This window comes from Cobetia sp. D5, assembly GCF_035666195.1.
Classification (GTDB): domain Bacteria; phylum Pseudomonadota; class Gammaproteobacteria; order Pseudomonadales; family Halomonadaceae; genus Cobetia; species Cobetia amphilecti.
The window spans coordinates 3,719,368-3,742,298 of sequence record NZ_CP142020.1; the positions used below are offsets into that span (position 1 = coordinate 3,719,368).

The following is a 22,931-nucleotide window of genomic DNA, read 5'->3' on the forward strand; positions in this document are numbered from 1 at the left end:
GCATGCTGACACTCTACGGTGATCGCCGCTCCGGCAACTGCTACAAGGTCGAGCTGCTGCTGCACCTGCTCGAACGCCATCATCACTACATCGAGGTCGATATTCTGGCCGGCGACACCCGCACGCCGGAATTCCTGACCCGCAACGTCAATGGCAAGATTCCGCTGCTGGAGCTGCATCGCGGCGAGACACTGTCAGAGTCGAATGCCATCCTGAATTACCTCGCCGATGGCAGCGACTACCTGCCGAGCGACCCCTTCCTGCGCGCCAAGGTGCTGCAGTGGCAGTTCTTCGAGCAGTACAGCCATGAGCCGTACATCGCCACCGCCCGCTTCATCAATCGCTACCTTGGCCTCCCCGATGAGCGCCGCGCCGAGTACGCCGCCAAGCAGGATGGCGGCAAGCGTGCCCTGCGCGTGATGGAGCACCATCTCGCCGAGCATGACTGGCTGGTCGGGGACCGATTCACGATCGCCGACATTTCCCTTTATGCTTATACGCATGTTGCCGATGAAGGCGGCTTCGCGCTGGATGACTATCCCGCCATACAGGCGTGGCTGGCACGTGTCGCGGCGCAGCCGGGGCATTTCGATATCCCGCGGGACTGATAGGATATGGCATCCCCGACGACCGCCGCTTGCCAGGAAACACGATGCCAACCTTGACCTATCGCCCGATGACACCGGAAGACCACCCTGCCTTCATCGCCATGATGGAGGCGACTCCGGGCGTGGTCATCCGCGATGCCGACCGCCATGCCCCTGTCGCCCGCTATCTGGCGCGCAATCCCGGCATGAGCCACCTGGCCTTTCTCGATGAGCGCCTGGTCGGCTGCGCCATGGCGGGCCATGATGGCAAGCGCGGCTATCTTCAGCATGTGATGACGGCGCCGGACATGCGTGGCCAGGGCATCGCCAGCACGCTGGTCGATCGCTGTCTGGCAGCCTTGGCCTGCGAAGGCATCGACAAGGTGCATCTGGATACCCTGCACGACAACCATGACGCTCATCGCTTCTGGGAGCGCCTTGGCTGGTCCAACCGCAATGCCGAGATCGTGCGCTTCTCGCGCATTCTGGTGGACAACCCCAACGCCTGAGACAGCCGCCTTCTATCCCGACGACCGCTGAGCAAGCCCGACGACCGCTGAGCAAGGAGCTCTACCGTGCAATTTCTCGAAAATGACGACCTCGGCAAGCTGATACTGCGCCTGATGCTGGGCCTGCTGTTGCTGTTTCATGGCCTCTCGAAATTGCTCGGTGATGGCGGCACGCTGAGCTGGATCGCCGGCGAGCTCGAGAATCTGGGCATCCCGGGCGTGGTGGCCTATGGCGTCTACATTGGCGAGATCATCGCGCCCATCATGCTGGTGCTCGGCGTGCACTCGCGCATCGCCGGTCTGATCGTGGTCGCCAACATGCTGTTCGCCTTTGCCGTGGCGCACATGGGCCAGCTGTTGAGCCTGTCGCCCTCCGGCGGCTGGGCGCTGGAGCTGCAAGGCTTCTTCCTCACCAGCGCCCTGGCCATCGTCTTTCTCGGCAGCGGCCGCTTCGCGGTACAGGAGGACTGATGGCCGACGTCGTCACCGCCAGCACCTATTGCGAGAATGCTCCCCGGCACCCGATTCATGGCCCATATCATGATCATGAATACGGCTTTCCGGTCAGCGATGACCGGGTGCTGTTCGAACGCTTCGTGCTCGAGATCAATCAGGCCGGCCTCTCCTGGCTGACGGTGCTCAAGAAGCGCGCGGCCTTCCGCGAGGCCTTCGAGGATTACGATATCGCGCGCATCGCCGCCTACGGGGACGAGGACCGCGCGCGCCTGCTCAGCAATGCCGGCATCATTCGCAACCGACTCAAGATCAATGCCGTGATCCACAACGCAGGCGTGGTGATGCAGCTCAAGGACTCCCACGGCAGCTTCAGTGCCTGGCTGGATGCCCACCATCCACAACCGCTGTCAGCCTGGGTCAAGCTGTTCAAGAAGACCTTCCGCTTCACCGGCCCCGAGATCGTCAACGAGCTGCTGATGAGCTGCGGCTATCTGCCCGGCTGTCATCGTGATGACTGTCCGGTGCAGGCACGCGTGCTGGATGCCGGCCCGCGCTGGGCCGAGCCGGGCGCCCTGGCGGCGATCCGCGCAGATGACTGACGCCTGCTCCCACGCCTCCCGCTCTCTTCTTCCTCACAGGTAGCCCACGCATGGACTCCCTCACCCAGATCTGTCTCGGGGCCGTCGTTGGCGGCGCCGTCATGACGCCGGCCATTCGCCGCCTGCCCGGCCCGAAACGCGGCGCGGCCATCCGCTATGCGCTGCTCGGCGGTGCGGCACTCGGCACCCTGCCCGACCTCGACGTGATGATCGACTACGGCGACGCGGTCGCCAATTACACCCATCACCGTGGCTTCAGCCATTCCCTGCCGGTGCTGGCGCTTTTGGGCATCGTGCTCGGCTGGCTGCTGGCGCGCCTGCCACGTCTGGCGAGCCTCGGCCGTGGGCGGCTGATCGCCTACTGCGTGCTGTGCCTGGTCACCCACCCGTTGCTGGACAGCTTCACCACCTACGGCACCCAGCTGCTGTGGCCGTGGCCCAGCCGTCCCATCAGTCTGGCCAGCATCTTCATCATCGACCCGCTCTACACCCTGCCGCTGCTGATCACCGGCCTGTGGGTGGCGATTCGTGGTCGCACCGGGCATCTGTTGAGCGCGGGCCTCATGCTCTCGAGCCTCTATCTGGGCTGGGGACTGGCCGCCAAGAGCTGGGTCGAACATCGCGTGGCGCCGCTGCTGGCCAGCCAGGGCTTCGCCGACGCTCCGCGCATGGTGCAGCCGACTCCCTTCAACAGCCTGCTGTGGCGTGTCAGCGCAACCACGCCGCAGGCGGATCACGAATGGATGGTCAGCGTGTTCGACTCCGACGCGCAGCTGGCGTCTCTCGCACGCCGTGATTATCCGCGCCATCCGACGCTGGATGCCGAGGTCGCGAAGCTGGAGGACGGCCAACGTCTGCGCTGGTTCGCGGCGCCCTATCTGCGCGCGAGCCGCGAGCGGACCCCGGAAGGTGAGACGCTGCTGGCAGTGACCGATACACGCCTGGGCTCACCCGGCTATCACCCCTTCCGCTTTGCCCTCGCACGCCAGAGCGCCCAAGGGGAATGGCAAGGGCTCGAGGACAGCCAGCGGCTGCCCAGCCGGCCTGTCGATCGCGCCGCCCTGCTAAGCCTCTGGCAGGCCGTCCACGACCCGCAGACGCGCATGCAGCCGAATCAGCGCACCGTCTCTGCCACGCCCTCAAATCCCTCGGCCGAGACAAGATAAAGCGCCGCTGATGAAGGCCCGAGATACGACAACGCCCGCCATGGTAGCCATGGCGGGCGTTGTCGTATCAGTGCTGCAAAGACGATCAGCCGAGGTACTTGATCATCACCCCCGCGGCAACCGCCGAGCCGATCACGCCGGCCACGTTCGGCCCCATGGCATGCATCAGCAGGAAGTTATGCGGGTTGTACTCGAGCCCGACCTTATTGGAGACACGTGCCGCCATCGGCACCGCCGAGACACCGGCCGACCCGATCAGCGGATTGATCGGTGTCTTGGAGACCTTGTTCATCAGCTTGGCCATCAGTACCCCGCAGGCCGTGCCGATACCGAAGGCAACCACGCCGAGGGCCAGAATGCCCAGCGTCTCCACCGCCAGGAACTTGTCGGCCTGCAGCTTGGAGCCCACTGACAGTCCCAGGAAGATGGTGGTGATGTTGATCAGTGCGTTCTGGGCGGTATCCGACAGACGCTCCACCACACCACACTCGCGCATCAGGTTACCGAAGCAGAACATGCCCAGCAGCGGTGCGGCGTCCGGCAGCAGCATCGCCACCATGATCAGCAGCACCAGCGGGAACAGGATCTTCTCGGTCTTGGACACCGGCCGCAGCTGGGTCATGACCAGGCTGCGCTCCTTGGCGGTGGTCAGCGCGCGCATGATCGGCGGCTGGATCATCGGCACCAGTGCCATGTAGGAGTAGGACGCCACGGCGATCGCGCCCAGCAGCTCCGGCGCCAGCAGACTGGCGACGTAGATGGAGGTCGGACCGTCCGCACCGCCGATGATGCCGATGGCCGCCGACTGTTGCAGGCTGAAGTCCATCAGGCCCATCGAGGTCATCGCCACCGCGCCCAGCAGGGTCGCGAAGATGCCGAACTGCGCCGCCGCGCCGAGGAACAGGGTCTTGGGATTGGCCAGCAGCGGGCCGAAGTCCGTCATCGCGCCCACGCCCATGAAGATCACCAGCGGCGCGATGCCGGAAGCGATCGCCACACTGTAGAAGCTGTAGAGCATGCCGTTGGAGAAGCCGCCATCCAGCGCCATGTTGCTGGCCTGCTGCTTGAGCGCGGCGGGAATCTCGCCATGCAGCGCCTGCTCCACCGCGTGGCGCGCCTCATCCAGCGGCAGGCTGGCGATGTTGACGTTGAGCAGATTGGCCATCGAAGCCAACAGCTCCGGCTTGCCGAGATGGGCCGCCTGCTCGGCGGCAGACAGCGCCAGCCCGGCTTCCGGGATGTTGGCCAGAATGCCGCCGAAGCCGATCGGCACCAGCAGCAGGGGTTCGAAGTTCTTGCGGATCGCCAGATAAAGCAGGCCAAGGCCGATGACGATCATCGCCAGCTGGCCGAAGCTCATGTTGTAGAGCCCCGAGCCGTGCCAGAGGTTGAGTATCTTGTCCATGTCGTGTCGCCTTGCAGAGGAGCATCACCGACCGGCCCGCCGCGCATGACGACGGGCCGGACACACCGGCTCAGAGGGTGATCAGAACGTCGCCGACACTGACACTGTCGCCTTCCTTGACCTTCACCGCGGAGACGGTACCGGCCTGGTGGGCACGGATCTCGGTCTCCATCTTCATCGCCTCGAGGATGATGACCACATCCCCTTCGGCCACGCTGTCACCGACACTGACATTGACCTTGAAGATGTTGCCCGCCAGCGGCGCACTCACCGGCTCACCGGAGGCGGCCTGTGCGGCAGGTGCCGCCGCTGCGGCTGCCGGAGCAGGCGCCGCTGGCGCACTGGCCTGCACCTGGGTGATGTCTCCGCCTTCGGCGACCTCGACCACATACTGCTTGCCGTTGACGTTCAGGGTGTAGGTCTGCGGACCGCTGGACGCGGCTTGAGCACTGACGGCTGGAGCATTGGAGACCGGCGCACTTGCAGCCTTGGACGCCTTGTCATCGACAGCCTGCGGGGCGGGCTCGAAGGCATCCGGGTTGCCACGGTTGCGCAGGAACTTGAGGCCGATCTGCGGGAACAGCGCGTAGGTCAGCACGTCATCGGTCTCGCGCTCGCCGCCTTCCAGGGTGATGCCCTCTTCACTGGCCTTGCCCTTGAGCTCCTCACGCAGACGCTCCATCTCCGGCGTCAGGTTGTCGGCCGGGCGGCAGGTGATCGGCTCGCCGCCTTCCAGCACGCGGGACTGAAGCTCGCTGTCGAAGGGCGCCGGCGCCGCGCCATATTCGCCCTTGAGCAGCGCCTGCACTTCCTTGGAGATCGACTTGTAGCGCTCGCCCATCATCACGTTCATCACCGACTGGGTGCCGACGATCTGTGAGGTCGGGGTCACCAGCGGGATATAGCCCAGGTCCTTGCGTACACGCGGAATCTCGGCGAGCACGTCATCCAGCTTGTCACCGGCGCCCTGCTCCTTGAGCTGGCTTTCCATGTTGGTGAGCATGCCACCCGGCACCTGCGCGACCAGGATGCGCGAGTCGATACCGCGCAGGCTGCCTTCGAAAGCCGCGTATTTCTTGCGCACTTCGCGGAAATAGCCGGCGATATCCTCGAGTTTCTCGAGATCGAGCCCGGTATCGCGCTCGGTTCCCGCCAGCATCGCGACCACGGATTCCGTCGGGCTATGGCCGTAGGTCATCGACATGGAAGAGATGGAGGTGTCGACGTTGTCGATGCCCGCCTCGATGGCCTTGAGGGCCGTGGCGGTGGAAAGCCCGGTGGTGGCGTGGCACTGCATGTGGATCGGGATCGACAGGCTCGCCTTGAGGCGCGAGACCAGTTCAAAGGCGGTGTACGGCGTCAGCAGGCCTGCCATGTCCTTGATCGCCAGTGACTGGGCACCCATGGACTCGATCTTCTGTGCCAGCTCGACCCACATCTCCAGGGTGTGCACGGGGCTGACGGTGTAGGAGATGGTGCCCTGGGCATGCTTGCCCTGATCCAGCACCGCCTTGAGCGGGCGCTCGAGGTTGCGCGGGTCATTCATGGCATCGAAGACACGGAAGACATCGACACCGCTGGTCGCGGCGCGCTTGACGAAGGTATCCACCACATCATCGGCGTAATGACGATAGCCGAGCAGGTTCTGGGCGCGCAGCAGCATCTGCTGCTGGGTCTTGGGCATCGCTTCCTTCAAGGCACGAATGCGTGCCCAGGGGTCTTCGCCCAGGTAGCGAATGCAGGCGTCGAAGGTCGCGCCGCCCCAGCTCTCCAGCGACCAGAAGCCGATGTCGTCCAGCTTGGCGGCGATCGGCAGCATGTCATCGAGGCGCATGCGCGTGGCCAACAGTGACTGATGCGCGTCGCGCAGTACCACATCCGTGATGCCCAGCGGTTGCTTGTCCATGAGTGATCCCTTGTTCTTTATATTGTGGATATCGAGTTCTGCGCGCGCTGCAGGCAGCCTGTTGCGTCGGCCTGCAACACAGAATATTGCACTCGGGGGGAGGTCTACCCACCGTACTGCTCGTGATAGAATCGCCGCCTGCTATTCTCGGCAGTGGTCAGACGCTCGGCAGAGCCCAGACGCTATAGGCGAAGCTGCGAAAGCGTCAGTGCCGGTGCTGGTCCTGCCGGAAGCGGTGAATCGCCGCGGCCATGACGGCCGTCAGTTCGCTGTCGTCCTCTGCCGCAGGTGCCGGGGCAGCCGGCGCCCGCGCAGCACCTGGCGCAGCGGGCACTGGTGCAGGCGCGAAGCGATCCACCAGCCTGGCCATCGCCATCATGGCGACCACCAGCAGACTTAGAAACACGAACACGAACCCCATCCCGAACACCATCAGGTTCAAGCCTTCACCGAGCAGATCATTCTCTTGCATGCCAGTGTCCTCGAGTCTTTCTCGTTATCGAGCCGCACTACGGCGCAGCGCCTGCGCTGAACGCCAATGTCTTCGGTCACGCCGGACACGGCACGACGGATAGGCTCCGCCGCCGATAGCCTCTGTCGGTATGCCCATGCAGCTGCATTCAATGCTTGTTGGTCGCTCTAAAGTGCCTGATTCCACGGCAATTGCAATGACACCATCGTTGACCCCACAGGCCCTCGCGCGGGCCGGCCGCATCGGCATCGCGCCGATGGAAGGCGTGATAGATGACATCACGCGCGAATGTCTCACCGGCCTTGGCGGCTACGACTGGTGCGTGACGGAATTCGTGCGCGTGACCCACGTCAAGTTACCGCCGCGCGTCTTCAAGCGCATCTGTCCGGAGCTGCTCGACGCCTCCCCGACACAGACGGCACAGACACGACACGAGACCCCGGTCGCCCTGCAGCTGCTGGGGGCCGACCCCGAGGCACTGGGCATCAATGCCCGGGTCGCTGCGCGTCTGGGTGCGCCAAGCGTCGATATCAATTTCGGCTGCCCGGCCAAGACCGTCAATCGACATGATGGTGGCGCGGCACTGCTGCGCTCGCCGGAACGCGTCTTCCGCGCAGTGGAAGGCGTGCGCAAGGCACTCGAGGGCACGGGCGTACCGGTCACCGCCAAGATTCGTCTCGGCTTCAATGATCGGCGCCTGGCGCTGGCCTGCGCTCAGGCAGCCGAGGCAGGCGGTGCGACCCAGCTGGTGGTGCATGGGCGAACCAAACAGGAAGGCTATCGCCCACCGGCGCACTGGGAATGGATCGGCAAGATCACCTCCGAGCTCTCCATTCCGGTGGTCGCCAATGGCGATATCTGGGATATGCACTGCTACTGGCGGGCGCGCTCCCTGTCCGGCTGTCGCGATGTCATGCTGGGGCGTGCCGCCCTGGCTGACCCCTTCCTGGCGGCGCGCATCAAGCATTGGCAGGCGACCGGAGAGCTGCTGCCCGAGACGGACTGGACGCAGCGTGCGCAGGTGCTGCTCTCCCATGCTGAGCGCTGCGCCCACCTCCCCGACAAGGTGATGGTGCCGCTGCTCAAGCAGTGGATGAACATGATGCGCCAGAGCGGCAACGCGGAAGCCGAAAGCCGTTTCCAGGCCATCAAGCGCCACAAGGGGCGCGCCGAGTTCTTCACCGGCCTGGTGGCCGGCACTGCGCTGGAGCTGGCGCCAAGCCTTCTGACGTCGGTGACTCGCATGCCGGAACCGACTCAGACATCGGGATCGCCCCAGGCATCGGAAACGGAAGCCGCGACCACCCCGGCCTGAGCCTGAACCTGAACATCAGCACCGACCAACACCCGATCCGTTCGCTGCCCCGATCAGTGAACCAAAAAAAGGGCGCCCCTCGCGAAAAGGGCGCCCTGGCGATCGTCCGCCCGAAGGCGTGACATCACAGTCAAGGAAAGCGGTAGAACACTCAGGTCATCAGCAATGTGGGGATCGGGGCCGTGCAGGCGGCGATCACTCGGCGCTGATCTTGCCTCATAGCCTGGCTCAATAGCCTGGCTTCTTTCAGTGCCTGACTTTTCTTCAGACGAAGAAAAACCCGCTTCAGTGAAGCGGGTTTTTCAATTGGCGCGCCCTGGAGGATTCGAACCTCCGACCGCCTGATTCGTAGTCAGGTACTCTATCCAGCTGAGCTAAGGGCGCATAAACCTTGAAATCTGTGGCCTGAGCATTTCAAATGACTTCAGGACTTTATCGTGCGAGTACTGCGTCTTTCCAACTTCATGTCTTGCGTTGCAGTGGCGCGCCCTGGAGGATTCGAACCTCCGACCGCCTGATTCGTAGTCAGGTACTCTATCCAGCTGAGCTAAGGGCGCATCTTACTGCATTTGTACCTAATGGCGGAGAGAGAGGGATTCGAACCCTCGATAGGGCTATAAACCCTATACTCCCTTAGCAGGGGAGCGCCTTCAGCCACTCGGCCACCTCTCCTCATCAGGTACGGCGCATATCTTACTCATTTGATTGGGCTTTGTCCAGCCCCTGTGTCGATTTTTTGGCTTCGATGCTGAACATCTCATCACCACTCGACAACAGGCTCGAGGCTGCGCGCCCCCAAGCAATCTCCCCGCATGAACCAGAACATGACGATGGCTAGCCTGTCGTCGCGTCTCGTTCGAGGGAGCGGGCATATTACCGAACCAGAATCGGCTTGTCTCCCCCTTTTTGAGAAAAAAGCCAAATTTTTCCCTTACGGAACACAGACTTGAACAAGCTACCCTCTCATCACCCCGCATGAGCCGCTGCTCATGGAGTAAGTACGCCGTTGTTCATGAAGTAGGCGGGCCACCCTCGCCTGCGCCAGGCCCACACACGCGAACGCCAGCCATGGGGACAATGGCTGGCGTTCATCGGGTCGTGCAGGGTCGTGCGACGTGCAGGCGCAGCATGCCGTCAGGCGATGGCATCGCCATTGTCTTCTTTCTCACGCTGGATGCGCTGATAGATCTCTTCTCGATGGACGGCAACGTCCTTGGGCGCGTTCACACCGATACGCACCTGATTACCTTTCACTCCGAGAACGGTGACAGTGATGTCGTCTCCAATCATCAGAGTTTCACCCACTCTACGGGTCAGGATGAGCATGACTGATCTCCTTGTCAGAAATTCAAAACAGCTGGGACTTCAACGGGATGTGGAGGCGGCGATCGACCGGGACAAGTCGACCACCCTGATGCATGAAGCTCGAATTATGCGCTATGCATGCTCCGACGGCCAATGCCATACCTTCATCACACCCGATAGACACGTTGAATGAAAGCGCCCGATGCACAGACTGACATTCAGAAGAATGACAGAAAATGCATCGGGCGCTATCGACTTCACGTGCCGCACGTCTGCCAGACCAACATCCCCGGCCTGGGCACCGACGCTTCACGACTTGGCCAAGTCATTGATTGTCGGTGTCTTTACGACTTCCTTGCTGCACGCTCCGTGGTGAGACTCAGGCAGTCTCGTCGCTGATCGCTTCTGCATCCAGGCCGAAAGCGGTGTGCAGAGAGCGAACCGCCAGCTCCATGAATTTCTCGTCGATCAGGACGGAAATCTTGATCTCTGAAGTGGAGACCATGCGGATATTGATGCCTTCTTCCGCCAGTACGCGGAACATCTTGGAGGCGACACCCGCGTGAGAACGCATGCCGACACCGACCAGCGAGACCTTGGCGATGTTGTCATCACCGCGCATCTCACCACCACCGACGGACGGAATCACCGTCTCGGTCAGGATGCGCTGGGTCGCCTTGAAGTCGGTCTTGGCGACGGTAAAGGAGAAGTCAGTGGTATTGCCGTCCGGAGAGACGTTCTGGACGATCATGTCGATTTCGATGTTGGAATCGGCGATCGGGCCCAGAATCTTGGAAGCGACACCCGGGATATCCGGCGTGTTGAGCAGAGTCAGCTTGGCTTCGTTGACATTGAAGGCGATGCCGGAGATCAGCGGTTCTTCCATGTTGTCTTCTTCCTCAGCGACGATCAGGGTACCCGGGCCATCCTCGAAGGAAGACAGCACACGCAGGGGAACATTGTACTTGCCGGCGAATTCCACCGAACGGATCTGCAGGATCTTGGAGCCCAGGCTCGCCATTTCCAGCATTTCCTCGACGGTCACCGTTTCCAGACGACGTGCCTTGGAGCACACGCGCGGGTCAGTGGTATAGACACCATCGACATCGGTGTAGATCTGGCACTCATCCGCCTTCAGTGCGGCAGCCAGGGCGACACCGGTGGTGTCAGAGCCACCACGACCCAGCGTCGTGATGTTGCCCTCTTCATCGACACCCTGGAAGCCTGCCACCACGACCACCTTGCCATCGTCGAGGTCTTCACGCAGGTCATCGGTATCGATGTGCTGGATACGCGCCTTGGTGTGCGCGCTATCGGTGCGGATTCCCACCTGCGCCCCTGTGTAGGAGGTCGCGTCGACGCCGATCTTCTGCAGCGCCATGGCCAGCAGGGAAATGGTGACCTGCTCGCCAGTGGAGACCAGCATGTCCATCTCGCGCGGTGTCGGGTCATCATTGATCTCGCTGGCGAGACCGATCAGTCGGTTGGTCTCGCCACTCATGGCAGAGACGACCACGACAATCTGATGGCCTTCATCGCGGAATCGCTTGACCTTCTCGGCGACGGCCTTGATCCGCTCCACCGAGCCGACCGAAGTGCCTCCGAACTTCTGAACGTATAGCGCCATGTGCGTTTCCGTTATCCGTGTCCGTTTGCGTTGTCCCCACATGAAGCTCATGTGAGCCCAAAAAGAGGCCGGGTCTCCCCAAGAGGAGCCCGGCCTTCATCTTGTACTGTCAGCCCAGCTGGGCGTCTACCCATGATGGCACACCGGCCAGTGCGCCCGGAAGCGAGGCGGCGTCACTGCCACCGGCCTGGGCCATGTCAGCACGACCGCCACCCTTGCCACCGACCTGCTCGGCCACGTGGCGCACCAGGTCACCCGCCTTGACGCGCGAGGTCAGGTCGTCGGTGACACCGGCGATCAGGCTGACCTTGTCACCGTCCGCGACGCCGAGCACCAGGATGCCGGAGCCGAGCTTGGACTTGAGGTCATCCATCAGGCCACGCAGCTCCTTGCCGGAGACGCCTTCGACCTGCTTGGCCAGCACCTTGATGCCCTGGACATTGGCGATGTCGCTGAGCATGTCGCTGGCCGAAGCGGACGCCAGCTTGGCCTTGAGGCGTTCAAGCTCCTTCTCGAGGCCGCGGTTGCGCTCCAGCAGGCTGCCGACGCGCTCCTCGACCTGCTCCGGCTTGGCCTTGAGACGCTCACCGAGGCGAGCCAGAGTCGCTTCCTGCGCGAGCAGGAAGTCACGCGCGGCGCGACCGGTGATGGCCTCGATACGACGCACGCCGGACGCGATGCCGGTCTCGGCGAGAATGTGCATCTGGCCGATGTCGCCGCTGCGCTTGACGTGAGTCCCGCCGCACAGCTCGATGGAGAAGGCATCCTGACCGATGGTCAGCACGCGGACTTCCTCACCATACTTGGCATCGAAGAGTGCCGCTGCGCCGCGCGCCTTGGCCTCATCGAGACTCATGAACTCGATGGTGGTCTCGGCGTTGGCCAGGATCTGCGCGTTGACGATGCGCTCGACCTCGGACAGCTGCTCGGCCGTCATCGCCTCAAAGTGGCTGAAGTCGAAGCGCAGACGCTCGGCCGTGACCAGCGAGCCCTTCTGCTGAACGTGCTCGCCCAGCACCAGACGCAGCGCTTCGTGCAGCAGGTGCGTGGCGGAGTGGTTGCGCACGGAAGCCGCGCGCAGCTCGGCATCGACCTGCGGACGCACCTTGTCACCGACCTTGAGAGCGCCTTCGATCAGCACACCGTGGTGCAGGTGATGGCCGGTCTGCTTCTGGGTATCGCTGACCTGGAAGCGGCCACCATCCAGATGCAGATAACCGGTGTCACCGGCCTGGCCGCCTGACTCGCCGTAGAACGGGGTGGTATCGAGCACCACGATGCCCTTGGTGTCCACCTCGAGCTGCTCGACGGCATTGCCTTCGGCGTCGAACAGCGAGGTGACGGTGGCTTCCCCTTCCAGCTGGTCGTAACCGGTGAAGACGGTCTCGCCTTCCAGCACCAGGTTGGCGGAGTAGTCGCCGCCGAAGTTGCTGGCGGCACGGGCGCGATCACGCTGTGCTTCCAGGGCCGCCTGGAAACCTGCCTCATCGAGGATCAGCTCGCGCTCGCGGCAGATGTCGGCGGTCAGGTCATACGGGAAGCCGTAGGTGTCGTAGAGCTTGAAGATGGTCTCGCCGTCGAGGGTATTGCCCTCGAGGTCAGCGATGGCTTCTTCCAGAAGCTTCATGCCATGTTCCAGCGTACGCGCGAACTGCTCTTCTTCCTTGAGCAGCACACGTTCGATCTGCTCGCGTGCGGCGCGCAGTTCCGGATAGGCATCGCCCATCTCGCTGTCGAGAGCCGCGACCAGCTTGTAGAAGAAGCTGCCACGCGCCCCCAGCTTGTGACCGTGACGCACGGCGCGACGGATGATGCGACGCAGCACGTAGCCACGGCCTTCGTTGGAGGGCAGCACGCCATCGGCGATCAGGAAGGCACACGAGCGGATGTGGTCAGCCACCACGCGCAGTGACGGCGTGGCGATGTTGTCGTGACCGATGATCTCGGCCGCGGCGGCCAGCAGATTCTGGAACAGATCGATCTCGTAGTTGGAGTGCACGCCCTGCATCACGGCCGCGACACGCTCCAGGCCCATGCCGGTATCGATGGACGGCTTGGGCAGCGGGTGCAGCGTGCCCTCGGCGTCACGGTCGAACTGCATGAAGACCAGGTTCCAGATCTCGATGTAGCGATCGCCATCCTCGTCCGGGCTGCCCGGCGGGCCACCGGCGACATCTTCGCCGTGGTCATAGAAGATCTCGGAGGACGGGCCGCACGGGCCGGTGTCGCCCATCTGCCAGAAGTTGTCCTCGTCGAGACGCGAGAAGCGGTTCTGATCGATGCCGACCTCGTTGAACCAGATGTCACGGGCTTCATCATCGCTGACGTGCACGGTGACCCACAGCTTCTCCTTCGGCAGGCCGAGTTCTTCGGTCAGAAACTTCCAGGCAAACTGGATGGCTTCGCGCTTGAAGTAGTCGCCGAAGCTGAAGTTGCCCAGCATCTCGAAGAAGGTGTGGTGACGGGCGGTATAGCCGACGTTGTCCAGGTCATTGTGCTTGCCACCGGCGCGCACGCAGCGCTGCGCAGAGGTCGCACGGCTGTAGCCACGCGGATCACGGCCCAGGAAGACATCCTTGAAGGGCACCATGCCGGCGTTGGTGAACAGCAGGGTCGGGTCGTTGTTCGGCACCAGGGAGCTGGTGGGAACGATGGTATGGCCCTGCTTCTCGAAATAGGTCAGGAAGGCGTTTCTGATTTCTGCGCTTTTCATAGAGGTTCCGTAGCGATGTGCGTAAAGACGCTCCGGGGGTCTTCTGCATGACTTCCGCATGGTTTCTGCATATTCATCCATGTGGGTATGCATGGAGGTGCAATGAAAAGCATGAAAGAAGGCGCCTGCCCCGTGCCGTCGCAAGACGACCTAGTATAACGCCTGTTCGCGCAAGCTAAAGGGGGGGAAATGTCCTGAAGCGCCGGTTTGCGCGTCATGAGAGCCAAACAGTCGCCCGCCAGCTAGCCTTCCTCCCCCTCATCACTCCAGGCGGACTCCATGGCATAGCGCAGCTGCTCATAGTCGAAGCCGCGCTGGAGCAGAAAGCGCTCGCGCCGTGCGCGCTCCTTGTGCCCCTCGCCGGGGCCGGAGAAGCGCCTGGCCAGCGTCTCGCGCGCCAGCTCGAAGAAATCCACCGCCTCGACATGACCGAAGGCATCCGGCGTCGGGTCACTGGCGGCACGCATCACGGCATTGAGCGTCTCGCTATCGATACCACGCTGGCGCAGCTCCTGCTGGATACGCCTCGGCCCCTGCCCGCGCAGCACTCGCGTCCGCAGGAAGCTGGCGGCAAAGCCCTCATCGGATTGCAGGCCCTCCTCGGCCATGCGCTCCAGCACCTCCTCGATCAGCAGCTCGACCTCATCGCGACTCAAGGCCGCCTGTGCGCCCTCCTCGCCAGCGGCTTGCCGCTCTGCCAACTCGTCATCGCTGACCGCCCGCAGGTAGTCACGCTCCTTGAGATAGTCGTGCAGCTCGCGGCGGCTATGTTCGCGGCGCGCCAGACGCGCGATGGCATCATTGCGCGCACGCCGTTGCGGCGTCATCGCGCCTGAGTCGAGCGGTTGATACTCAGGCCCACCCATTTCAGCGCTGTCATCGTGCATGGTCATGCTCCCCGGGGTTGAGCAGAAGGACATCGATGGACGTGAACGCAAGGCGCCCGCCTCCGAGTCATCGGGGCGGGCGCCTTGGGGTCATCTCACCGGGTCGGAAACGACACGGTGCGATGACGCCAGCCTGGCGGCTGGCGCTCTTGCTCTTTCTTCTGGACGAACCTCAGTCGAGATCGATATCCAGGTCGTCTTCACTCTCGGCGGCCGCGGTCTCTTTCGGCTCTTCCTTGGCTTCCGGCGCTGCCAGCAACTGGGCACGGATCTGGGTTTCAATCTCCTCCATGATGGCGGGATTGTCTTCCAGGTACTGGGCGGAATTGGCCTTGCCCTGACCGATCTTGCTGCCCTGATAGCTGTACCAGGCGCCTGACTTGCCGACCAGACCACACTGCACGCCCAGATCGATCACCTCACCGGCGTGATAGATGCCCTTGCCGTAGAGAATCTGGAACTCGGCCTGACGGAACGGCGGCGCGACCTTGTTCTTGACGACCTTGACGCGGGTCTCGTTACCGGTGACTTCATCACCGGACTTCACGGAACCGGTGCGACGGATATCCAGACGCACACTGGAGTAGAACTTCAGTGCGTTACCGCCAGTCGTGGTTTCGGGGCTACCGAACATCACGCCGATCTTCATGCGGATCTGGTTGATGAACACCACCATGCAGTTGGCGTTCTTGATGTGACCGGTCACCTTGCGCAGCGCCTGGGACATCAGACGCGCCTGCAGGCCGACGTGGGAGTCGCCCATCTCGCCTTCGATCTCGGCACGCGGCGTCAGTGCCGCCACGGAGTCGACGATGATGACGTCAACGCCGCCGGAGCGTACCAGCATGTCGACGATCTCGAGCGCCTGCTCACCGGTGTCCGGCTGGGAGACCAGCATCTCGTCCAGATTGACGCCCAGCTTCTCGGCGTAGGACGGATCCAGTGCGTGCTCGGCATCGATGAAGGCACAGACCTTGCCCTGCTTCTGCGCCTGGGCGATGACCGAGAGGGTCAGTGTCGTCTTGCCCGAGGATTCCGGGCCATAGATCTCGACCACGCGCCCGAAGGGCAGGCCGCCGATGCCGAGTGCGATATCCAGCCCCAGAGAACCGGTGGAAACCGACGGGATGGCCACACGCGGGGCATCGCCCATGCGCATGACGGCGCCCTTGCCGAACTGGCGCTCGATCTGGGACAGCGCCGCGTTCAGCGCCTTGGTACGATTGTCGTCCTTTGCCATGTGGCCTCCTGTCGAACGGCGGAGCCACACGGGCTGCCACCTGGAATAGAGAATTCTATCACTGAGAGCTGAGCAGACACCGTCAGACTAGCGGCTGAGGTGTCGTGGCAAAACCCTGTATACATGGACAGTATAATGCCGCAAGTTGCGTCACTCTGCCAGTCCGGTGATGCGCTTTTTCAGGCAGCACCCTCAACGCGGGGCTTGCATCGGGCTCATGCGTCTTCGGTGCCGATCTGCAAGGCCTCCACGCGCTCGATCAAGCCCTGCAATGCCTCCCGCACCGCGGCGTCGCGCACGGCCTGCCGGTCGCCGGGAAAGTGACAGCAGCGTGCCTGCTGGCGCGCCTCGCTCCCCCACGCCAGCCATACGGTGCCGACGGGCTTCTCGTCACTTCCCCCGCCGGGGCCGGCCACACCGCTGATCGCCACCCCCAGCTCAGCGCCACTTTCGCGACAGGCGCCCCGCACCATCTCGCACACGACCGCCTCTGAGACGGCACCGAATGTTTCAAGCGATGTCTCACTGACCCCCAGCAGGCGCTGCTTGGTGGCATTGGAATAGGTCACGTAGCCCGCATCGAAATAGCTGGAGCTACCGGCAATCGCCGTGATCGCCGCACTCACCCCGCCCCCGGTGCACGACTCGGCGGTGGTGATGCGCACGCCGCGCGCGACTGCCAACGCCTGCAACTGCTCAGCCAGGGCATTCGCGCACGCAGCCTCGGGGGTCGTACCAGTCAATCGGCTCACGAACTTTCTCCTTGTGGAGGTCATCGGGTGAAAAGGGCAGCGAGCATGAGACATCACAGGCATTGGAGCCGGCCGCGCCAGTCCGTAGAATATCGCGCATCCCGCATGCCGTGCTCTCGCATGTGTGCTTTTTCCCATTGCAGTGCAGTCAAGGAAGTCCATGGCCATGGCCAAGAACAGCGCGCCCCAGATGACGCCGATGATGACGCAGTACATGAAGATCAAACGCGAGCACCCCGGCGTGCTGCTGTTCTATCGCATGGGCGACTTCTATGAACTGTTTCATGAGGACGCCAAGCGCGCAGCACAACTGCTCGATATCACGCTGACGGCGCGCGGCAGCTCCGGCGGTTCCCCGATCCCCATGGCAGGGGTGCCCTACCACAGCGCCGAAGGCTATCTGGCACGCCTGGTCAAGATGGGCGAATCGGTAGCCATCTGTGAGCAGATCGGTGACCCGGCGACCAGCAAGGGGCCTGTCGAGCGCAAGGTGGTACGTATCGTCACCCCGGGAACGCTGCATGATGAGGCGCTGCTGGATGCCAGCCGCGACAACCTGCTGGTGGCGCTGCATCGTGATGGCGAGACCTGGGGCCTGGCCGCTCTCGAGCTCTCCTCCGGTCGCTTCAGCGTGCTCGAGGTCAATGGTGATGACGAGCTGCTGGCCGAGATCCAGCGTCTGTCGCCTGCCGAAGTCATGGTCGGCGAAAGCCGTACCCTCCCCGCCAGCCTGGCCTCGCGCCCGGGCCTGACCCGCCAGAGCGATTGGCACTTCGATCACGAGACTGCCTTGCGCCTGCTGTGCGATCAGTTCGGCGTCCAGGACCTCAACGGCTTCGGCTGCAGCCACCTGACGCGCGCCGTCACGGCAGCCGGTGCCCTGCTCGACTACGCTCGCGACACCCAGCGTACCGGCCTGCCCCACGTGACCGCGCTGGCCGTCGAGAGCCGCGATGACTCGGTGGTGATCGATGCCGCCAGCCGTCGCAACCTCGAGATCGACACCAACCTGGGCGGCACCAGCGACAACACGCTGGCCAGCGTGCTGGACGTCACCGCGACCGCGATGGGTTCACGCCTGCTCAAGCGCTGGCTCAACCGCCCGCTGCGCGATCAGCTCCAGATCGGCCAGCGTCAGGCGGCGGTGCAACGTCTGCTGGATGGCGACTACCCCTTCGAGCTGCAAGGCCTGCTCAAGCGCATCGGCGATGTGGAGCGTATCCTCGCCCGTGTCGCGCTGCGCAGCGCACGCCCCCGTGACATGGCACGCCTGCGCGATGGCCTCAACACTCTGCCCGAGCTGCGCGCCGTGCTCGCCAGCGTCGAAAAAGGCAGCGCCATCGATGACCTGCGCGATGCCATCCGCCTGTTCCCGGCACTTTCCGCGATGCTCAGCGAGGCGCTGGTCGAGAATCCGCCGGTGGTGCTGCGCGATGGTGGCGTGATCGCCGATGGCTACGACGATGAGCTGGACGAGTATCGCGGCCTGTCCGAGAACGCCGGCCAGTATCTGGTCGCACTCGAGACCCGCGAGCGCGAGCGCACCGGCCTGAGCAACCTCAAGGTCGGCTACAACCGCGTGCATGGCTACTTCATCGAGCTGCCGCGCTCGCAATCGGCCGAGGCCCCGCCGGAATACATCCGTCGCCAGACCCTCAAGAATGCCGAGCGCTTCATCATCCCCGAGCTCAAGGAGTTCGAGGACAAGGCGCTGTCTGCCAAGTCCAAGTCACTGGCGCGCGAGAAGCTGCTGTACGAGCACCTGCTGGATGACCTGAATACCGAACTGGATGGCCTGCAGCAGACGGCCCGCGCACTGGCGTCACTGGATGTGCTGACCGCCTTCGCCGATCGCGCTGCCTCGCTCGATTTCGTGCGCCCCGAACTCAGCGAGACCCCGGGCATCGATATCGAAGGCGGACGCCACCCGGTGGTCGAGCATGTCAGCGATCATCCCTTCGTTCCCAACGATGTGCGCTTCGATGATGCGCGGCGCATGCTGGTGATCACCGGCCCCAACATGGGCGGTAAATCCACCTACATGCGCCAGACGGCACTGATCGCTCTGCTCGCGCATACCGGCAGCTTCGTGCCGGCGTCGCGCGCCTGCATCGGCCCGCTGGACCGCATCTTCACGCGCATCGGCTCCTCGGATGACCTGGCCGGCGGCCGCTCGACCTTCATGGTCGAGATGACCGAGACCGCCAGCATCCTGCATAACGCCACTGATGAGAGCCTGGTGTTGATGGATGAAATCGGCCGCGGCACCTCGACCTTCGATGGCCTGTCACTGGCATGGGCCAGCGCCGAGCATCTGGCGCGCACGCGTGCCTTCACCCTGTTCGCGACCCATTACTTCGAGATGACGGCGCTGCCCGAGCATGCCGATGCCGTCGCCAACGTGCACCTGACGGCCGCTGAGCACGGCGATGGCATCGTCTTCATGCACCGTGTCGAGGAAGGCCCTGCCAGCCAGAGCTATGGCCTGCAGGTGGCCCAGCTGGCCGGGGTGCCGCAGAGCGTCATCCTGCGCGCGCGCGAGAAGCTGACCAGCCTGGAGCAGCAGGAAGTCGATCGTCCGCAGGTGGCGCGCGAGGATGCGCTGGGCCAGCCGGTACCGCAGCAGAATGACCTGTTCGCGGCACCGCCGCATCCGGTTGTCGAGGCCCTCAATGGCCTAGACCCGGATGATCTGAGCCCCAAGCGAGCGCTGGAGCTGATCTACGAATGGCACCGTCAGCGCTGAGCGCCGTCACACCGAGCCAGCGTTGGCGTGCCCGGCCCGAGAATGAGTGGCAAGGCCCGAGAATGCGCGGCAAGGCTCGACAGCAACCTTCGGGCATAGCACCATTCCAAAACGATCCGCCCCTGCTGATTGCGGGGGCGGCAGAGCGCCACTAGAATAACGCCTTATAACATCTGCGCCGCTTATAACCTGAAGACCATGATGTCGCCGAGATGACACATGGTGGGCGCCTGGACCACGACCTACGAGAGAGACGCCAATCCGCGTCAGGAGACCTGCATGGCATTCATCGTCACCGAGAACTGCATTCGCTGCAAATACACCGACTGCGTGGAAGTCTGCCCGGTGGATTGCTTCTACGAAGGCCCGAACTTCCTGGTGATCAACCCGGATGAGTGCATTGACTGCGCGCTGTGTGAGCCGGAATGCCCCGCCGAAGCCATCTTCTCCGAAGATGAAGTGCCGGAGAACCAGAAGGAATTCATCGAGCTGAATGCCGATCTGGCCGAAGTCTGGCCGAACATCAGCGAGAAGAAGGACGCCATGGAAGACGCCGAGAAGTGGGATGGTGTCGATGGCAAGCTTGAGTATCTGGAGCAGTAAGCCCCTCAAGCAACCCGCATCTCACGTGGCAAGCGGCTTGCCCGCCCTGACCGGGCAAGCCCGGGTCTCACGACAGAAACGGCAGCGATTCCCTCGGGAGCCGCTGCCGTTTCTGTCTCTGATGCTTGAAGTCGGTGCCTGAAGTCGGAGACTCAAGCTCATGTCAGGAGCTCAGCCCCCTGACATCCGGGCATAAAAAAGGGCGACCCCGTAAGGTCGCCCGCTCCAAGCGTGTCCCTGTCGATCCATCCTGGATCGCACTCCTGAGTGCTGTCCCTGCCCTTCACGACATCCTGTCATTCGGGGCGCACCGTCACGCGTGGCGGGCATTGCAGCACTGCTCGCGCAGCTGTCCCACCGCAATGCCCGTTAGTGCAGATATTTGCCTGTCCTGCTGTCCTGCCCATGCATTGCCCGGCGTCCTGCCTGTACCGCTCCCTGCCTGTGCAGCTGACAGCCTCACGACATTCCTTGTCCGACCATCCTTGTCGTGGCTTCCTGCCACTTGATGCTGCCGCTTTCTGCCCCATCATTCCTGACGCGGATGATGTCCCGTCATCCGTCACTTCCTGTGAAGGGCAAGCTTCCTGACTGCATATCAGAGCCTGGGGCTCTTCGACACTCCGTGTCGTTATCGTGCTTCCTGCCTGTGTGGCGCTTCCCATCGCCGACGGATCATCCTGATCCTGACACACTCCGGTGTCATGCCCGCTATCCTTGCTTCCCTAGCATTTCTCGCCTGACTCCTTCAAGCGAAGATATGCAGCTCTCTGCTACCGACGTCCATGTCAGGTCCTTTTCCGCCGAGCGTCCTGCTCAGCGGGGCGAAACGTCCTGTCTCGCCATCAAGTCTTTTCTGATCATCCCGTTGGCATCCTGCCGAGACTGCGGTGTCCCGCCGCACCCTCACGTCCATGCAGCCATTCTGGGCAGCATTCGCCGGCGAGGCAACTAGCCAAACCGCTTAACCCGCTATATCTGAACAGGCCGTCAAAGAAAATATCATCAATAAAATCAAATAGATATTGAAGAACATACGTTCATGTCCGCAGGCGACTCGCAGCCAGTGTCTCGATTGTCCTGCGGGATTTGTAAGAGATGGCTTACACGAAATCAGTGCCTGAAAACGGCCTGTTTCCTGCATCCCCCTCAAACGCACTCAATCATCGCCTGCAATGCACAACGGGGCCGTGCCAGAAGGCACGACCCCGTTGCAAGTTACCTCTGCGATGCTGGGCGCTGAGCCCTCACATCACAGGCGATTACTGACCCTTGATCTCTTTCAGGCCGTTGTAAGCCACGTCACCCAGCTGCTGCTCGATCACCAGCAGACGGTTGTACTTGGCGACACGGTCAGAGCGGCACAGAGAGCCGGTCTTGATCTGGCCAGCACAGGTACCGACGGCGAGGTCGGCGATGGTGGTGTCTTCGGTCTCGCCACTGCGGTGGGAGATGACCGCGGTGAAGCCGGCGGCCTGCGCCATCTTGATCGCATCCAGGGTCTCGGACAGTGAGCCGATCTGGTTGAACTTGATCAGGATGGAGTTGCCGATGCCTTCATCGATACCACGGCTCAGGATGCGCGTATTGGTGACGAACAGATCGTCGCCGACCAGCTGCACCTTGTCGCCCAACTCGTCGGTCAGCATCTTCCAGCCTTCCCAGTCGGACTCATCCATGCCGTCTTCGATGGAGACGATCGGATATTCCGCGGCCAGGCCGGCCAGATAGTCGACGAAACCACGTGCGTCGAAGCTCTTGCCTTCGCCGGACAGGTTGTACTGACCGTCCTTGTAGAACTCGGAAGACGCGCAATCCAGCGCCAGGGTCACATCGGTGCCCAGGGTGTAGCCTGCATCGCTGACGGCCTGCTTGATGACGGCCAGTGCTTCGGAGTTGGACGCCAGGTTCGGTGCAAAGCCACCTTCATCACCCACGGAGGTGCTCAGCTCGCGACCCTGCAGCACCTTCTTCAGCGCGTGGAAGATCTCGGCGCCGGTGCGCAGTGCTTCACGGAAGGTCGGCGCGCCGACCGGCTGGACCATGAACTCCTGGATGTCGACATTGTTGTCGGCATGTTCACCGCCGTTGATGATGTTCATCATCGGCACCGGCATGGAGTACTGGCCTGGCTGGCCGTAAAGCTCAGCGATGTGAGCGTAGAGCTCGATGCCCTTGGCCTGCGCTGCCGCCTTGGCAGCCGCCAGAGAGACGGCAAGAATCGCGTTGGCACCCAGCGATTCCTTGTTCTCGGTACCGTCCAGCGCCAGCATGGCATCGTCCAGCGCGCGCTGGTCGAGTGCATCCATGCCCACGAGGCGCTCGCGGATCGCGCCATTGACGGCTTCGACTGCCTTCAGCACGCCCTTGCCCAGATAACGGCTCTTGTCGCCATCACGCAATTCCAGCGCTTCACGCGAACCGGTGGAGGCACCGGAAGGAGCGCAGGCACTGGCGCGTTGGCCACCCTCCAGCACGACCTCGGCCTGTACGGTCGGGTTACCACGGGAATCGAGCACCTCAAGGGCGCGGATTTCGACGATATTGGCCATCTTGTGTCGTCCTCTACACGGGGGATTGAAACACCACGACGGGCATCTTGCCCATAGTGCAAAAAGGCCGCTCACACAGGGGTGAACGGCC

The 22,931-nt window shown here is 63.0% G+C and carries 18 protein-coding genes and 3 tRNA genes; 8 read left to right on the forward strand and 13 right to left on the reverse strand.

The genetic code is table 11. From position 1 onward, the window contains the following. The first annotated feature begins 2 nt into the window (after positions 1-2). The 5 genes from U0O11_RS15385 to U0O11_RS15405 all read left to right on the forward strand — a co-directional run bounded on the left by U0O11_RS15385 (position 3) and on the right by U0O11_RS15405 (position 3,317). Positions 3-608, forward strand: coding sequence for a glutathione S-transferase family protein (locus U0O11_RS15385; protein WP_043332924.1), 606 nt, complete (start codon positions 3-5; stop codon positions 606-608). Positions 609-652: 44 nt separating this feature from the next. Next, positions 653-1,096, forward strand: coding sequence for a GNAT family N-acetyltransferase (locus U0O11_RS15390; RefSeq protein WP_153636581.1), 444 nt, complete (start codon positions 653-655; stop codon positions 1,094-1,096). A gap of 66 nt (positions 1,097-1,162) precedes the next feature. Next, on the forward strand, positions 1,163-1,567 hold the full coding sequence (locus U0O11_RS15395) for a DoxX family protein (protein WP_242007701.1): 405 nt from the start codon (positions 1,163-1,165) through the stop codon (positions 1,565-1,567). After that, a complete protein-coding gene (locus tag U0O11_RS15400) occupies positions 1,567-2,151 on the forward strand; it encodes a DNA-3-methyladenine glycosylase I (RefSeq protein WP_153636582.1) in 585 nt (194 codons plus the stop codon). Before U0O11_RS15395 ends, U0O11_RS15400 begins: the two co-directional genes overlap by 1 nt. A gap of 50 nt (positions 2,152-2,201) precedes the next feature. Next, complete coding sequence (locus tag U0O11_RS15405; protein WP_153636583.1) at positions 2,202-3,317, forward strand: metal-dependent hydrolase; 1,116 nt, start codon at positions 2,202-2,204, stop codon at positions 3,315-3,317. Between the two features lie 85 nt (positions 3,318-3,402). Here the strand turns inward: U0O11_RS15405 and U0O11_RS15410 are convergent, their stop codons facing one another. From U0O11_RS15410 to U0O11_RS15420, 3 genes are all read right to left on the reverse strand, one after another. Beyond that, positions 3,403-4,722, reverse strand: a complete 1,320-nt coding sequence (locus U0O11_RS15410; RefSeq protein WP_131432760.1) for a sodium ion-translocating decarboxylase subunit beta — start codon at positions 4,720-4,722, stop codon at positions 3,403-3,405. 70 nt (positions 4,723-4,792) lie between these two features. Further along, a complete protein-coding gene (oadA, locus tag U0O11_RS15415; RefSeq protein ID WP_153636584.1) occupies positions 4,793-6,628 on the reverse strand; it encodes a sodium-extruding oxaloacetate decarboxylase subunit alpha in 1,836 nt (611 codons plus the stop codon). A gap of 205 nt (positions 6,629-6,833) precedes the next feature. Continuing rightward, positions 6,834-7,100, reverse strand: a complete 267-nt coding sequence (locus U0O11_RS15420) for an OadG family protein (protein WP_153636585.1) — start codon at positions 7,098-7,100, stop codon at positions 6,834-6,836. A 256-nt stretch (positions 7,101-7,356) separates the two neighbouring features. Here U0O11_RS15420 and U0O11_RS15425 point away from each other — a divergent pair, with 256 nt between their 5' ends. After that, positions 7,357-8,415, forward strand: a complete 1,059-nt coding sequence (locus U0O11_RS15425; RefSeq protein ID WP_153636994.1) for a tRNA dihydrouridine synthase — start codon at positions 7,357-7,359, stop codon at positions 8,413-8,415. Positions 8,416-8,722: 307 nt separating this feature from the next. Here the strand turns inward: U0O11_RS15425 and U0O11_RS15430 are convergent. The 9 genes from U0O11_RS15430 to U0O11_RS15470 form a co-directional block, all read right to left on the reverse strand. After that, positions 8,723-8,799, reverse strand: a tRNA-Arg gene (locus U0O11_RS15430). A 96-nt stretch (positions 8,800-8,895) separates the two neighbouring features. Next, positions 8,896-8,972, reverse strand: a tRNA-Arg gene (locus U0O11_RS15435). A 22-nt stretch (positions 8,973-8,994) separates the two neighbouring features. Continuing rightward, positions 8,995-9,087: transfer RNA gene (locus U0O11_RS15440), tRNA-Ser, on the reverse strand. Between the two features lie 462 nt (positions 9,088-9,549). Next, a complete protein-coding gene (csrA, locus tag U0O11_RS15445; RefSeq protein WP_043332937.1) occupies positions 9,550-9,741 on the reverse strand; it encodes a carbon storage regulator CsrA in 192 nt (63 codons plus the stop codon). 358 nt (positions 9,742-10,099) lie between these two features. Further along, positions 10,100-11,347: an aspartate kinase gene (locus U0O11_RS15450; RefSeq protein ID WP_043332939.1), complete on the reverse strand. Its 1,248-nt coding sequence runs from the start codon at positions 11,345-11,347 to the stop codon at positions 10,100-10,102. Positions 11,348-11,456: 109 nt separating this feature from the next. After that, entirely contained in the window at positions 11,457-14,060 is a 2,604-nt protein-coding gene (gene alaS, locus U0O11_RS15455; protein ID WP_153636586.1) for an alanine--tRNA ligase, read from the reverse strand. 242 nt (positions 14,061-14,302) lie between these two features. Then, on the reverse strand, positions 14,303-14,947 hold the full coding sequence (locus U0O11_RS15460; protein WP_324690661.1) for a regulatory protein RecX: 645 nt from the start codon (positions 14,945-14,947) through the stop codon (positions 14,303-14,305). Between the two features lie 172 nt (positions 14,948-15,119). Next, positions 15,120-16,187: a recombinase RecA gene (recA, locus tag U0O11_RS15465; RefSeq protein WP_043332943.1), complete on the reverse strand. Its 1,068-nt coding sequence runs from the start codon at positions 16,185-16,187 to the stop codon at positions 15,120-15,122. 215 nt (positions 16,188-16,402) lie between these two features. Beyond that, entirely contained in the window at positions 16,403-16,939 is a 537-nt protein-coding gene (locus U0O11_RS15470) for a CinA family protein (RefSeq protein WP_404813635.1), read from the reverse strand. Positions 16,940-17,105: 166 nt separating this feature from the next. Between U0O11_RS15470 and mutS the strand changes: the two genes are divergently transcribed. Both mutS and fdxA read left to right on the forward strand, forming a co-directional pair. After that, positions 17,106-19,685, forward strand: coding sequence for a DNA mismatch repair protein MutS (gene mutS, locus U0O11_RS15475; protein WP_153636588.1), 2,580 nt, complete (start codon positions 17,106-17,108; stop codon positions 19,683-19,685). A gap of 279 nt (positions 19,686-19,964) precedes the next feature. Then, the gene (fdxA, locus tag U0O11_RS15480) at positions 19,965-20,288 is read left to right on the forward strand and encodes a ferredoxin FdxA (RefSeq protein WP_043333067.1); all 324 of its coding nucleotides are present in this window, start codon (positions 19,965-19,967) and stop codon (positions 20,286-20,288) included. Between the two features lie 1,262 nt (positions 20,289-21,550). Here fdxA and eno read toward each other — a convergent pair. Continuing rightward, positions 21,551-22,840, reverse strand: coding sequence for a phosphopyruvate hydratase (eno, locus tag U0O11_RS15485; RefSeq protein WP_043332946.1), 1,290 nt, complete (start codon positions 22,838-22,840; stop codon positions 21,551-21,553). Positions 22,841-22,931: the final 91 nt, after the last annotated feature.

Bases quoted from the DNA above. Each gene is read 5' to 3' on its own strand.
- U0O11_RS15420 (WP_153636585.1), bottom strand. From the start codon at position 7,100: ATGCAAGAGAATGATCTGCTCGGTGAAGGCTTGAACCTGATGGTGTTC.
- recA (WP_043332943.1), bottom strand. From the start codon at position 16,187: ATGGCAAAGGACGACAATCGTACCAAGGCGCTGAACGCGGCGCTGTCC.
- mutS (WP_153636588.1), top strand. From the start codon at position 17,106: ATGGCCAAGAACAGCGCGCCCCAGATGACGCCGATGATGACGCAGTAC.
- U0O11_RS15450 (WP_043332939.1), bottom strand. From the start codon at position 11,347: ATGGCGCTATACGTTCAGAAGTTCGGAGGCACTTCGGTCGGCTCGGTG.
- U0O11_RS15400 (WP_153636582.1), top strand. From the start codon at position 1,567: ATGGCCGACGTCGTCACCGCCAGCACCTATTGCGAGAATGCTCCCCGG.
- U0O11_RS15425 (WP_153636994.1), top strand. From the start codon at position 7,357: ATGGAAGGCGTGATAGATGACATCACGCGCGAATGTCTCACCGGCCTT.
- fdxA (WP_043333067.1), top strand. From the start codon at position 19,965: ATGGCATTCATCGTCACCGAGAACTGCATTCGCTGCAAATACACCGAC.
- oadA (WP_153636584.1), bottom strand. From the start codon at position 6,628: ATGGACAAGCAACCGCTGGGCATCACGGATGTGGTACTGCGCGACGCG.
- U0O11_RS15460 (WP_324690661.1), bottom strand. From the start codon at position 14,947: ATGCACGATGACAGCGCTGAAATGGGTGGGCCTGAGTATCAACCGCTC.
- alaS (WP_153636586.1), bottom strand. From the start codon at position 14,060: ATGAAAAGCGCAGAAATCAGAAACGCCTTCCTGACCTATTTCGAGAAG.
- eno (WP_043332946.1), bottom strand. From the start codon at position 22,840: ATGGCCAATATCGTCGAAATCCGCGCCCTTGAGGTGCTCGATTCCCGT.
- csrA (WP_043332937.1), bottom strand. From the start codon at position 9,741: ATGCTCATCCTGACCCGTAGAGTGGGTGAAACTCTGATGATTGGAGAC.
- U0O11_RS15390 (WP_153636581.1), top strand. From the start codon at position 653: ATGCCAACCTTGACCTATCGCCCGATGACACCGGAAGACCACCCTGCC.
- U0O11_RS15385 (WP_043332924.1), top strand. From the start codon at position 3: ATGCTGACACTCTACGGTGATCGCCGCTCCGGCAACTGCTACAAGGTC.
- U0O11_RS15405 (WP_153636583.1), top strand. From the start codon at position 2,202: ATGGACTCCCTCACCCAGATCTGTCTCGGGGCCGTCGTTGGCGGCGCC.
- U0O11_RS15410 (WP_131432760.1), bottom strand. From the start codon at position 4,722: ATGGACAAGATACTCAACCTCTGGCACGGCTCGGGGCTCTACAACATG.